Source organism: Deferribacterota bacterium (assembly GCA_034189185.1).
GTDB lineage: Bacteria > Chrysiogenota > Deferribacteres > Deferribacterales > UBA228 > UBA228.
This window is the reverse complement of record JAXHVM010000002.1, coordinates 25,624-38,199: the sequence shown is the minus strand read 5'-3', so window position 1 is coordinate 38,199 and position 12,576 is coordinate 25,624. Positions and strand designations below refer to the sequence as shown.

Here is a 12,576-nt window from a genome sequence, read left to right as displayed (position 1 = left end):
ATTGATAATACATTATTTATTTAAATAAAATTTTAAAATAAAAAGATTTTTTTATACCAATTTATAATAATTTATGATATAAAAATTTATTATGGAAGATATATTAATAAAGCCAGTTGAAAATAAAAGAGATTTAATGACCTTTATCAAGTTACCCTTTGCAATATATAGGGATGATCCTTATTGGGTTCCCCCTCTAATTTTAGAGAGAAAGGAGCATTTTAGCGTTAAAAATCCTTTCTTTGAACATGCTAAAGTACAGTTTTTTTTGGCTTTCCATAAGAACAGGTGTGTTGGCAGAATTGGGGCTCATATAGATTATTTATATATAGAACAACATAAAGAAAAATGTGGTTTCTTTAGTTTTTTAGAAGCTATTGATGATATCGATGTATTTAGAAGGCTTCTTATGACTGCTGAAGAATGGGTAAAAAATGAGGGAATGGAGCATATTATGGGCCCCTTTAATTTCTCTACAAATGATGAAGTAGGTCTTTTGGTGAAAGGTTTTGATTCCTCCCCTTCTTTTATGATGGGCCATGCTAAGCCATATTATGCTGAATATTTAGAGATGCTAGGTTATTCAAAAGAAAAGGATTTAAATTGCTATATATTGGATTTGACAGAAAAATTATCACCCTTTATGATAAGATTAATTGAGAAAACTAAAGAAAAGATTGAGGTTAAGCCTGTTAATAAAAAAGAATTGAAAGGTGCATCTAAGATGCTAATGGATATGTTCAATGATTCATGGACAAATAATTGGGGGTTTATTCCTTTCACTGAAAATGAATTTTACTATATAGCAAAACAATTAAAGAATGTAATAGAGGATGATTTTGCTCTTGTAGCATATTACAATGGATTTCCATCTGGCATGCTTATAAATTTTCCAAACCTAAATGAAATAATTAAGGATTTAAATGGACACTTGTTTCCACTAGGTTTTTTAAAAATTTTATATCGTTTAAAACTAAGAAAGTATGAATTATTAAGGGGTGCCCTATTGGGGGTAAGGAGAAGGTATCATAAAAATATATTGGCAACTGCTTTAATTTCACACCTACTTAAAAGCACCCAAGAGGTTTTTAAAAAGAAGGGTTTTAGATATCTTGATGCCTCATGGGTATTAGAGGATAATAAGGGGATAAATGATTTAATCTCTCTTGGGCATAGTGAGCTATTTAAAGTTTATAGGGTATATGGAAAGAAACTAGACTAGTGATAAAAAAGTTTTTTATTTCTTTGGATCTAAAATATCCCTCAATGCCTCACCTAGCATATTAAAAGAAAGAACTGTTGCGAATATTGCAAGTCCTGGGAACAAGGAAAGCCACCATGCAAACATAATATAGTCCTTGCCAGAGCTTAATATGTTACCCCAAGAGGGTGTTGGAGGCTGTACACCTAAACCAAGGAAACTTAGAGAAGATTCTACAATTATTGCAGAGGATATTCCAAGGACAGCAGATACAAAGATTGGTGAGTAAATATTAGGCAATATATATTTTATTATTATGGTGGGCGTTGGAAGTCCACTTACCTTTGCAGATATTATAAAATCTCTATTTTTAATTGATTTTGTTTCGGCTGCAACAAAACGGGTTACCCCCATCCAACTTGTTAGGCCAATAACAACCATTACATTGAATGCAGAGGGTTCTAAAAATGCAATTACTGCCAAGATTAAGAAGAAAGCTGGAAAGCAAAGCATAATATCAACAAACCTCATTATGAAAGCCTCTAATAATCTACCAAAATAGCCAGCAACTAACCCAAAGATTGTGCCAATTGTAACTGATATAAAAACAGCAGTAAAACTAACAAGTAAAGAGACCCTTCCCCCATATAAAACCCTTGAGAAGACATCTCTACCTAACTCATCGGTTCCAAATATATGTTTTTGGGAGGGAGGAAGTAATATATTATTTAAATTAATTTTATTAGGATCATAAAGGCTAATAAAGGGTGCAAATAGGGAGAGTGCTATAAAAAAAATAATTATTAATAGGCTGACTGATAGAAAAATATACTTTTTCTTCATTTTCAATTTGTTCTAACTCTTGGATCAACAATCATATAAAGAATATCTGCAATTAAATTACCTATTAATGTTAAAAAGGAGCCCATTACTAATATGCCCATAATTGTTGGGTAATCTCTCATCATAACTGATTGATAAAATAATTGCCCCATTCCAGGGAGTGCAAATATAGATTCAAAGATAACACTCCCACCAATTAATGCTGGTATTGAAAGGCCAATTACTGTAATAATTGGTAGTAAACTATTTCTAAAGGCATAGCCAAATAAAATCTTTCCTTCATTAATCCCTCTTGCCCTTGCTGCTTCAATATAATCCTCTGAGAGGACCTCTAATGTGCTATTTCTTGCATATCTACTAACACCAGCCAAGCTTGAGAATGCTGATAATAAGATAGGTAATAGCGAATGTTTAGCAATATCAAGCAATTTCCCTAATAAACTTAGTTTCTCAAAATTGTATGAATGTATACCTGATATAGGTAATATATGTAAAATAACCCCAAAATAATACAAACATAACAAGGCTAACCAGAAAGATGGGATTGCAAAACCAATAAAGACAAATATTGTTGTTATTTTGTCAAAAAGGCTATCTCTGTAGTAGGCAGAAAAAACTCCTAAGGGGATAGCTACCATAAATATAATAATAAGTGCGCTAATATTTAGATAAATTGTTAGGGGTAGTCTCTCAATAATTTTTTCTAATACAGGGCGTCTATCTTGTGTAAAGGAGTTTCCAAAATCAAAGACTACAAATTTTTTTAACCATAGATAATATTGGATATGCAAAGGTTTATCTAGGTTATACATCTTTCTGAACCGTTCCCTTGCTAGTTCACTAGCTTTTGGGTTTAGTGCATTTGTTATTTCCGTTGGGTCCCCTGGGGCTAAATGTATTACTATGAAACAGATAAATGTTATACCAATAAGTAGAGGGATCATTAGAAGTAATCGCTTTATGATATATGTTAGCATTATGTGCTAGGGAACGTAGTTATAGATTCTCTCATTTTTGGGTACAAACCACTCTTCGATATTATATTTTATACCAGCTGGTGCTGGTTTTACATTGTGAAATCTTTTGTGTAATCCAACTAGTGCATCTGGGTAATATAAGAATGTATAAGGTTGTTCTTCTGCTAATATTTCCTGTATCTTAAAATATATTGCTCTCCTTTCTTCTGTATCAAAGGTCTTTCTCCCTTTTTCAATTAATTTATCGAGTTCTTTATTTTTGTAGCATGTAAAGTTTAGCCCGCCTTTCTTGCATCTACTTGAATGCCAGACATCATAAATGTCTGGATCAGGGACAATATTCCACGCTAATACAACAGCATCAAAATTTCTTTTATTAATATATTCATTGATAAAGGTTGCCCATTCTAATACTCTTATATCAATATTAACCCCTATTTTTTCCCAGCTTTCTTGTAATATAGTAGCAACTTTTTTTCTGTTTTCATTGCCTTGGTTAGTTATAATAGTAAAGGACAATCTATTATCTCCCTTTTTTCTTATATTCTCTTCTTTGTCATAGTGATAACCAGCCTCATCTAAGAGCATCTTTGCTTTTTCTATGTTATATTCATATCTTTTTATATTTTCATTATACCAAGTTGTTCCTGGTTTATAAGGACCAGTAGCTATCTTTCCCAAACCTAAAAGAACCCCTGAAATTATTTTCTCTTTTGGTGTTGCATAACTTAATGCCTGCCTAACTCTTTTGTCTTTAAAGATTTCTTTTTCTAGGTTATATCCAACAAAGGTATAAGTATCAGATAGATACTTAAATTTATTAAATTTATCTGTAAATCTACTATTGTTTGTTTGTTTGGTGTATTGAATGGGGGTTAGGTTCATTAAATCAATTTTTTCGTTTAATAATTCCATAAACATACTTGTTTGGTCTGGTATTATTCTTAGTATATAACCAGCTAGAAAAGGCCTTTTAGCAAAATAGTCTTCATTTGATATTAATTTTATATATGAGCCTGCATCCCAATTACTAAATTTAAAGGGTCCAGTCCCTACAGGCTTCCTTTGAAGATAGGATTTGGTAATATCTGAATTTTCTAATAGATGTTTTGGAAGTATATGCATTGTCCAAGAAGCAAGTGCAGGTGCGTATGGTTCATCATAGTAGACTTTAATTTTATAGTTATTTATTTTTTCTATCTTAGTTATTTTTCTAAAATCAGCATCATAGGGTGTGGGTGTATTATCATCTACAATTGTATTATATGTAAATATTACATCATCAGCTGTGAAGGGTTTGCCATCATGCCATTTAACATCTTCCTTTAAAGTAAAGGTTATTTCTTTTCTATCTTCAGATACTCTCCAGCTTTTTGCTAGATCACCCACTAATTTTAAATTTTTGTCATATTTTAACAATCCATTATAGACCATTGAGGCTATCATATGGGAGGTTAAATCATTAGCTAATATAGGTATTAAATTGTTTGCATCACCAATGCTGCCTTCAATTAATACGCCTCCATATCGTTCATTTTCTATTTGAGCAATTTTTCCGCTATCTTTTTCTTTGTTTGTATTATTGTTATCACTACAAGAGACTATAATAAGAACAAGTAATAAAAGTAAAGTAGCTATTTTTTTATTCATTTGCTTTCAGTGGGGATGTTTTCCTGAGTGTTTATCTTGTTATTTTGCATTTCATTTATTACAGAGCTTTCATAGGTACCCTTTGAGAGAATGGTTAAACTAATTGAAGTAAGCATAAATATAATTACTAGGATTGTAGTTATTTTATTCATAATACTAGCAGGGGCACCAGGGCCAAATAAATCTGTAGCTATACCCCCTCCCAATGTAGAACTAAGATCTGAACTTTTACTAGGTTGTATCAATATTGCAAGTACAAGTAGTAAACAAACAAATATATGTATAGCTAATATTATTGTAAACAATTGAAACCCTCCTTTTATTTCTTACTATATTTATTGATTGTAAAAGCTAATTATTTTATAAAATTTTTCAACATCTAAGCTTGCGCCTCCTACTAATGCTCCGTCAATATGTTCTTTATTCATTAGCTCTTTTATATTTTCAGGTTTTACGCTGCCACCATATAGAATTTTTATATTCTCTGCAACATCATAATTGTATAAATCTTTTATTTTACCCCTTATTTTACTGTGCATATCATTAGCATCTTCGCTAGAAGCAGTTTTACCTGTGCCAATAGCCCATACAGGCTCATAGGCTATTACTATATTATTTATAAAGTCATTGTTAATATCTTTAAGGGATCTACCTAGTTGAGACAAAACAACCTCAGTAGCAACGTCTGCTTCTCTTTCGAATATATTTTCTCCTATACACAAAATAATATTTAAGTTAAAATCTAGGGCAGCCTTTATTTTTTTATTAATTATCTCATCGTCTTCCTTGAAATATTGCCTTCTTTCAGAGTGACCCAGTATAGTAAAAGTTGCCCCCGTTGAGCCCACCATTTTTGCTGATATTTCACCTGTGAAAGCCCCCTCTTTTTCAAAATATATATTTTGGGCTGATAAAAGCAGGTTTGGCAATTTCTTTTTGATTTCACAAGAAATGCAATACAAGCTTGTAAATGGTGGGGCTATAAGCACATCTACTTTATTGTAATCAATTTCTTTATCACTTAACCTATTAATAAAAATTAAGGATTCATTGATATCCTTATTCATTTTCCAATTTGCTGCTATCAAAGCCTTTCTTTTCACTTTTCACCTCTTTTAATGTTGTTTTTGTTTTAGACATCTCTATTGTACCATTAAAGATAACACCATCTTCAATGGTTATTGAAGGCGTGTTTATAACTCCTGAAATATTTGCTGGTTTATATAGCTCTACCCTTTCTTTGGCTATAATTTTACCATCAAAGGATCCTGATATTTTGACTATACCTGCCTCAATATCTGCTTTGATCTTAGATGTTTCTGATAAAACAAGTGTATCGTTGGTTTTTATGTTGCCTTCCATTGAACCATCTATTCTGACAGCCCCCTCAAAGACTAAGGTCCCATTAAAACTTGTGTCTTTCCCTAAAAAAGCATTTATTTTTGGCTGCTCTTCTCTTTGCCTTAACATCGTTCACCTCTTAATTTACTTATAATCTGCTCTAACTCTTTTTTACTATTATAGGTTATTTTTATAGATCCTTTTGTTTCCCTACCACTAATAACTACTTTTGTATTAAAGAAATTTTCAAGCTGTTTTTCTAAATCATTTATAAAAGGCTTAAAGGGGTTTTCACTTTTTATTTTTTTGGAGTTTTTATTTTTTAGTTTTTTTATTAGTTGTTCTGTCTCTCTTACACTTAGATTATTATCTAAAATTTTCTTATACACATCTCTAATATAGTTTTGTTCTTCTAGAGCTAGTAGTGTTCTTGCGTGTCCTTCAGTAATTTTATTATTTTTTAAGCCTTCTAAAACCTCCTGTGGCAGTTTTAATAATCTGAGGGTATTTGCAATTGAGCTTCTGCTTTTCCCGATAACTTTTGACAACTCCTCTTGCGTATATGAACACCTATTAATTAAAAATTTGTAGGCCCTTGCTAAGTCAACTGTGTTTAAATCTTCTCTCTGGATATTTTCTATTAAGCTTAACTCTAATATTTTGCCATCCCTATCTATATTTTTGATAATAGCAGGTATTTGTTTTAGATTTATTTTTTTTGCAGCTCTGAAACGCCTTTCGCCAGCTATAATTTTGTATTTGTTATCAACTTTAGTAACTATTATTGGTTGAATAATACCGTGCTCTTTTATTGACTCTGCTAATTCTGTAAGGCTTTCTTCATCATAGCTTTTTCTTGGTTGTTCGCAATTTGGTACTATTTCATCAATGTTTAGTTGAAATATTTCTTTTTTTGATTCACTTCTTGGTATAAGAGCCTCTAAACCTCTACCCAATGGTTTCTTTTTCATATCTTGCTAAAAACTCCTTTACAAACTCTACATAACTCTCTGCACCTTTACAGGTTGCATCATAGATAATAATTGGCTGACCGTAACTAGGGGCTTCAGATAGTTTAACATTTCGTGGAATTTTTGTATTAAAAACTAGATTGCCAAAATAGTTTTTTGCTTCTTTTTCGACCTCCTTTGATAGATTGTTTCTTGGATCGTACATAGTTAAAAGTATACCTTCAATAGAAAGATTGCTATTTAAATCCTCTTTAACTAAATCTATAGTAGATAACAATTTTGATAGGCCTTCTAGAGCATAGTATTCGCACTGTAGTGGTATTAATACTGAATCTGATGCAACCAATGCGTTTATAGTTAAAAGACCTAGTGATGGAGGGCAGTCAATAATTATAAAATCATATTTATTTTTAATATTATTAATCTTCTTTTTTAGCTGGTTTTCTCTTGATATAATGCTTACCAGTTCTAATTCAGCTGCTGTTAAATCTATCTTGCTTGGTGCAATATCTAGTTTCTCAAAATCAACTTTTTGTATAACATCCTCAATATTTACATCATTCATTAATACATCATATATACTATATGTGATGTTAGATGATAATAGTCCTAATCCACTCGTGGCATTAGCTTGTGGATCCATATCTATAAGGAGAATTTTAAAATCAGCTGATGACAAACAGGCTGCCAGATTTACTGCAGTTGTTGTTTTCCCAACCCCACCTTTTTGATTTGTAATTGACAATGTTTTAATCATTATTTATATAAGGTATTATAAGCATTATTAATATATTATATTATTTTGGTGTCATTATGAAAGTTATAATTCAAAAAAAAGAAGATTTAAAGAAAAAAATAGAATATCCGGTTTTTGTGCCATTTAAAAAAGACTCATTATATCTAAAGGAGATATTTGGTGAAGATAATGTTAGATTTTTTGAAAATCTAATTAAAGCAAATAAAGGTGATAGCGACAATAGGATAAAAACAGCTTATATAAGGGATGGTGCTTTTAAATATAGTGTTATTTTATATTCTTTAGAGTTTACGTATGAAGCTAAAGATTTTTTAATTGCAGGGAAAAAGGCAATAACCTTTCTAAAAGATCAATATTGTAGGACTATGTATTATATTCCCTTTGAGGATGTGCTTGAAATTTCTGATAGCTATGAATTCAGCAAATCATTTATAGAGGGTCTTTTCTATGGTAGCTATTTCTTTGAGAGATATAAAAGTGATAAAAAGGAATTTTCATTGGATACCTTAAATATAGTTACTTCTAATAAAAAAATAATTAATTTTATAGAAAATGGATATGATTATATACCTATTTTATTTAAACATATAGATATTGCCAGAAACCTTATTAATGAACCTGCAAATGAAATAACCCCATCAACTTTTTCCGAATATGTTAGATTAAATAGTAACAAGAATATTGACATCCAGATATGGGATGATAAAGAGATTGAACAAAGGGGTTTCAATTTAATATCAGCTGTTGGTAGAGGTAGCAAAAATAAGCAGCGATTTATTAAGATGAGATATGAAGGTAAAGAAAATAGGGATTTTATATATGTTGTTGGCAAGGGCGTTACCTTTGATAGTGGTGGTACCAATCTAAAACCTACTGGTTTTATTGAGACTATGAAAAGTGATATGTCAGGGGCAGCAATAGCATATTCTATTATAAATTTGCTAGCCGATTTAAATGTTAGATGTAATATTATATCTTTGATACCCTTAGTCGAGAATAGTGTTAGCGCAGATAGTTATAAACCAGGGGATATATATAAATCATATTCAGGAAAGACAGTTGAGATTTTAAATACTGATGCGGAAGGTAGGTTAATTTTAGCTGATAGTTTGGCCTATGCAGTCAAAAATAATAATGCACGATTAATTATAGATATAGCTACTTTAACAGGTGCGATGGTTGTTGCTTTGGGAAGTTATTGTGCTGGCTACTTTACAAATGATGAAGATTTATCCACTAAGTTTATTGAGGCTTCTAAAAGAGCTCGGGAGGATTTCTATAGATTGCCTCTCTATAAAGGATATAAGGATAGGATAAAAAGTAAAATAGCAGATCTTCAAAATATTTCAAAAGACAAAAGAGAGGCAGGTGCTATAATTGCAGCTCTTTTTTTGCAAGAGTTTGTAGGCACTACACCATGGTTACACCTAGATATCGCAGGGCCTGCATTTTTAACAGAGGAACACCCCATATATGGCAGTGGTGCTACTTCATTTGGTCTTAAAACCCTCTATGAGTTAATATCTAAAGAATATGATATTAAAAACAAGCGATAGTAGTCTAATCAATATAGATGAGTTAATAGATAAAGGTTTTAACTCATATACAATTATTGATGTTAGATCCCCTTCAGAATTTTTTGAGGATCATTTACCCACAGCTGTAAATATACCTATATTAAATGATTATGAAAGGGATGTGGTTGGTAAAATTTATGTTAATGAATCTCATCATAAAGCTAGAATAACTGCCTTAAGATTAATACAACATAAGTTAGCAGATACTTTAGAGGAAATTATCTCATACGCAAGAAATAAGCCATTATTATTATATTGTTTTAGGGGTGGTGATAGAAGTAAGGTTGTACAAAATTTATTAGGACTACTATATGTTAATACTGTTAGATTGCATGGGGGATACAAATCATTTCGCAAGAAGGTATTTAATTATTTTGAGGATTCTATTTTACCTCAGTGCATAACACTCTATGGTCCTACAGGTTGTGGAAAGACAAAAATATTAAGGTTGTTAGAGGAAGAAAATATACCCCTATTAGATTTAGAGGGGGCTGCTGCACATAAAGGTTCAAATTTTGGCCATATAGGTGAGGACAATTATCAAAGGGTAACACAAAAAAATTTTGAAAGTGCACTTTGGTATAGTTTGTATAAGAGTAAGTTTCCAAAGGTTGTTTTTGTAGAAGGTGAAAGCAAAAGGATTGGTAAGGTTTCTGTACCTAAAAGATTATTTCAAAATATGAGATCTGGCATTAATGTATATATTGACAGAGAACTAAAAAAACGGGTTGACTTTATTATCCAGGAGTATAAACCACAACTATATAAGGAAGAAATTATTAAATGCTTCGATAAGATAAAGAGATATATGAGTAAAAATGATATAGAATTACTAAGAGAATTGTTATGTCAGAACAGATTTTATGAGTTTAGCGAAAAAATTATTCTAGATTATTATGACCCCTTATATGAGAAATCATATCCAAAAAATATTAGTATTAATCTTAATGCTAATAATTTATCGGAGGTTGTCGATAAACTTAAAGATTTATATAAGAATTTTGTTTAGGTGTATTTTGTATTTTTTTGCCTTTTATATTGTCTCTTGTGCAAATTCTGCGCAAGGGGATTCCTATTATGGTAGATATTATAGTAGTAATACTAAATATTCTAGGGTAAGTTATGGCAAACCCTATGTTATTAGGGGGGTGACCTACTATCCTTTAGCTAGTGTAGATAAATACACTGAGACAGGTATAGCATCTTGGTATGGTAGTGAAGAGCATGGGCAATTAACAGCTAGTGGTGAGGTTTATGATATGTATAAGATGACAGCTGCACATAAAACCCTTCCGCTTGGAAGTTATGTTTCAGTAGATAATTTAGAAAATGGTAAAAAAGTTGTAGTTAGAATTAATGATAGAGGGCCTTTTGTCAGAGGTAGGATAATTGATTTGTCCTATAGCGCTGCTAAAAAAATTGGCATAGTTGATAAAGGACTTGCACGGGTTAGGGTAACGCTTTTATCGGAAAACCCCAATTACTATATGGTAAGAGGTAAAAAATTAGATATAGATAAAGGGAGCTTTGCAATTCAGATAGGATCTTTTAATTCCTATAGTAATGCAACTAATCTAGCAAATAGATTGGATAATACAAAGATTAAAAGCGTTGATATAAATGGAAAAATCTTTTATAGAGTTTATATTTGTGGTTTTAAAGATAGGGAAAAAGCAGAGGATTTTTTAAGAGATATTCAGGGTGTCTACCCCGATGCTTTTGTTATAGCTGAAAAATGAATATAGAAAATGAAATAAAGAAAGCCAATATCCTAATTGAAGCTCTACCTTATATCAGAAGGTTTTATGGCAAGACTATTGTTATTAAATATGGTGGTTCTGCAATGGTAGATGAAAATTTACGTGCTAACTTTGCAAAGGATATTGTGCTTCTGAAGTTTATAGGTATAAATATAATTATAGTTCATGGGGGAGGACCTCAAATTAATACATTATTAAAAAGGGTTGGGGTTAAATCAAAATTTGTAAACGGACTTAGGATTACCGATAATGAGACAATGGAATTAGTTGAAATGGTGTTATCTGGCAATGTCAATAAAGATATAGTCAATTTAATTAATAAAATGGGTGGTAAAGCGATTGGTCTCTCTGGAAAAGATGGCCCAATAATAAGAGTTGAGAAGAAGAAGATGTATTCAGATAATAAATTTGTTGATTTAGGGCAGGTTGGTATAATTACAGCTATAAATAGTGAACTAATAAAACAAGTGGAAAGTAGTTATATACCTGTTATTGCTCCAATTGGGGTTGATGAAGAGTTTGTAACCTATAATATAAATGCTGATATGGTTGCTGGTTATTTAGCTGCCTCTTTAAATGCTGAAAAATTAATTGTGCTTACAGATGTAGAGGGCTTACTTGATAAAAGTGGGAAGTTAGTTTCAACTATTACATTAGATAAGCTTGAGAGCTTAAACAGTGAGGGTTATATTAACGGTGGGATGATACCAAAATTAGAGGCCGTTATTCATGCTGTTAGATCAGGGGTTAATAAAGTACATATTATAAATGGAACCATTATACATTCACTATTGTTAGAACTATTTACAGATAAAGGGATAGGAACGCAGATAGTAAGATAGTTTTATGTTGACAAGAAAAGAAAGATTTTTAAATGAAATTATAGGACCATCCTGCAATAATAATGGATTAATAATGGAAGCTTTTGGTAAGGTTCCTAGGGAATATTTTCTTGACAAGGCTTTAAAATATAAGATTTATATGGATTTATCTCTGCCTATTGGTTTTAATCAAACTATGACTAAGCCATCTACAATGGCATATATGATCTCTTATCTAAATTTGAAAAAAGAGCATAATGTTTTAGAAGTTGGAACAGGTTCAGGGTATCAAACTGCTATATTAGCTAACATATTTAGAGATGTCTATACGATTGAGATTAACCCAAAGTTATACCTAAGAGCTTCAAATGTTATAAGAAAACTTTATATTGGCAATGTTATATTTAGCCTATCAAACGGTATTGAGGGGCTCCCTAAATACGCCCCATTTAATAATATAATTATATCAGCAGAGTTGACTCAGGTTCCAGATTTATTAGTAGAACAGCTTTATGTGGGAGGAGTTATGGTTCTGCCTTACAAAGGCAGGATAGTTAAAATTGTGAAAGACGTCAATAAATTGTTAATTTATAAGTTGGCGCCTTGTAAGTTTGTTGATTTTATATTAGATTAAAATAATATTATATAAAAAAATATAATTATATTTTGTGCATGGGG

General features: G+C 31.2%; 14 protein-coding genes. 6 read left to right on the top strand and 8 right to left on the bottom strand.

The genetic code is table 11. The annotated features are described in order from the left end of the window. The first annotated feature begins 91 nt into the window (after positions 1–91). Positions 92–1,222, top strand: a complete 1,131-nt coding sequence (locus tag SVN78_00395) for an N-acetyltransferase (GenBank protein ID MDY6820063.1) — start codon at positions 92–94, stop codon at positions 1,220–1,222. A 15-nt stretch (positions 1,223–1,237) separates the two neighbouring features. Here the strand turns inward: SVN78_00395 and SVN78_00390 are convergent, their stop codons facing one another. From SVN78_00390 to SVN78_00355, 8 genes are read right to left on the bottom strand one after another with little or no spacing between them, the layout of a single operon-like run. Next, positions 1,238–2,044 (bottom strand): ABC transporter permease, encoded by an 807-nt coding sequence (locus tag SVN78_00390; protein MDY6820062.1) that lies wholly within the window; start codon positions 2,042–2,044, stop codon positions 1,238–1,240. A 2-nt stretch (positions 2,045–2,046) separates the two neighbouring features. Beyond that, on the bottom strand, positions 2,047–3,021 hold the full coding sequence (locus SVN78_00385) for an ABC transporter permease (GenBank protein ID MDY6820061.1): 975 nt from the start codon (positions 3,019–3,021) through the stop codon (positions 2,047–2,049). A 6-nt stretch (positions 3,022–3,027) separates the two neighbouring features. After that, entirely contained in the window at positions 3,028–4,671 is a 1,644-nt protein-coding gene (locus SVN78_00380; GenBank protein ID MDY6820060.1) for a peptide-binding protein, read from the bottom strand. Then, positions 4,668–4,976 (bottom strand): preprotein translocase subunit SecG, encoded by a 309-nt coding sequence (gene secG / locus SVN78_00375; GenBank protein ID MDY6820059.1) that lies wholly within the window; start codon positions 4,974–4,976, stop codon positions 4,668–4,670. The genes SVN78_00380 and secG overlap by 4 nt, the downstream gene beginning before the upstream one ends. A gap of 30 nt (positions 4,977–5,006) precedes the next feature. Continuing rightward, on the bottom strand, positions 5,007–5,774 hold the full coding sequence (tpiA, locus tag SVN78_00370) for a triose-phosphate isomerase (protein ID MDY6820058.1): 768 nt from the start codon (positions 5,772–5,774) through the stop codon (positions 5,007–5,009). After that, positions 5,731–6,141, bottom strand: coding sequence for a polymer-forming cytoskeletal protein (locus SVN78_00365; protein ID MDY6820057.1), 411 nt, complete (start codon positions 6,139–6,141; stop codon positions 5,731–5,733). The genes tpiA and SVN78_00365 overlap by 44 nt, the downstream gene beginning before the upstream one ends. After that, positions 6,135–6,983 (bottom strand): ParB/RepB/Spo0J family partition protein, encoded by an 849-nt coding sequence (locus tag SVN78_00360; protein MDY6820056.1) that lies wholly within the window; start codon positions 6,981–6,983, stop codon positions 6,135–6,137. The genes SVN78_00365 and SVN78_00360 overlap by 7 nt, the downstream gene beginning before the upstream one ends. Further along, positions 6,961–7,740 (bottom strand): AAA family ATPase, encoded by a 780-nt coding sequence (locus tag SVN78_00355; GenBank protein ID MDY6820055.1) that lies wholly within the window; start codon positions 7,738–7,740, stop codon positions 6,961–6,963. Before SVN78_00355 ends, SVN78_00360 begins: the two co-directional genes overlap by 23 nt. Before the next feature lie 56 nt (positions 7,741–7,796). Between SVN78_00355 and SVN78_00350 the strand changes: the two genes are divergently transcribed. From SVN78_00350 to SVN78_00330, 5 genes are read left to right on the top strand one after another with little or no spacing between them, the layout of a single operon-like run. Further along, positions 7,797–9,296 (top strand): leucyl aminopeptidase, encoded by a 1,500-nt coding sequence (locus SVN78_00350; GenBank protein MDY6820054.1) that lies wholly within the window; start codon positions 7,797–7,799, stop codon positions 9,294–9,296. Then, positions 9,274–10,326 carry a tRNA 2-selenouridine(34) synthase MnmH gene (mnmH, locus tag SVN78_00345; protein MDY6820053.1) on the top strand — a complete coding sequence of 351 codons (1,053 nt, stop codon included), beginning with the start codon at positions 9,274–9,276 and terminating at the stop codon, positions 10,324–10,326. The genes SVN78_00350 and mnmH overlap by 23 nt, the downstream gene beginning before the upstream one ends. A 7-nt stretch (positions 10,327–10,333) precedes the next feature. After that, positions 10,334–11,056 carry a septal ring lytic transglycosylase RlpA family protein gene (locus SVN78_00340; protein MDY6820052.1) on the top strand — a complete coding sequence of 241 codons (723 nt, stop codon included), beginning with the start codon at positions 10,334–10,336 and terminating at the stop codon, positions 11,054–11,056. Continuing rightward, entirely contained in the window at positions 11,053–11,919 is an 867-nt protein-coding gene (gene argB, locus SVN78_00335; protein ID MDY6820051.1) for an acetylglutamate kinase, read from the top strand. Before SVN78_00340 ends, argB begins: the two co-directional genes overlap by 4 nt. A gap of 4 nt (positions 11,920–11,923) precedes the next feature. Beyond that, positions 11,924–12,532 (top strand): rRNA adenine N-6-methyltransferase family protein, encoded by a 609-nt coding sequence (locus SVN78_00330; GenBank protein MDY6820050.1) that lies wholly within the window; start codon positions 11,924–11,926, stop codon positions 12,530–12,532. The last annotated feature ends 44 nt before the right edge of the window (positions 12,533–12,576 follow it).

Coding starts and splice junctions, on each gene's coding strand:
- SVN78_00395 (MDY6820063.1), top strand. CDS start 92: ATGGAAGATATATTAATAAAGCCAGTTGAAAATAAAAGAGATTTAATG.
- SVN78_00390 (MDY6820062.1), bottom strand. CDS start 2,044: ATGAAGAAAAAGTATATTTTTCTATCAGTCAGCCTATTAATAATTATT.
- SVN78_00385 (MDY6820061.1), bottom strand. CDS start 3,021: ATGCTAACATATATCATAAAGCGATTACTTCTAATGATCCCTCTACTT.
- SVN78_00380 (MDY6820060.1), bottom strand. CDS start 4,671: ATGAATAAAAAAATAGCTACTTTACTTTTATTACTTGTTCTTATTATA.
- SVN78_00365 (MDY6820057.1), bottom strand. CDS start 6,141: ATGTTAAGGCAAAGAGAAGAGCAGCCAAAAATAAATGCTTTTTTAGGG.
- SVN78_00360 (MDY6820056.1), bottom strand. CDS start 6,983: ATGAAAAAGAAACCATTGGGTAGAGGTTTAGAGGCTCTTATACCAAGA.
- SVN78_00355 (MDY6820055.1), bottom strand. CDS start 7,740: ATGATTAAAACATTGTCAATTACAAATCAAAAAGGTGGGGTTGGGAAA.
- SVN78_00350 (MDY6820054.1), top strand. CDS start 7,797: ATGAAAGTTATAATTCAAAAAAAAGAAGATTTAAAGAAAAAAATAGAA.
- mnmH (MDY6820053.1), top strand. CDS start 9,274: ATGATATTAAAAACAAGCGATAGTAGTCTAATCAATATAGATGAGTTA.
- argB (MDY6820051.1), top strand. CDS start 11,053: ATGAATATAGAAAATGAAATAAAGAAAGCCAATATCCTAATTGAAGCT.
- SVN78_00330 (MDY6820050.1), top strand. CDS start 11,924: ATGTTGACAAGAAAAGAAAGATTTTTAAATGAAATTATAGGACCATCC.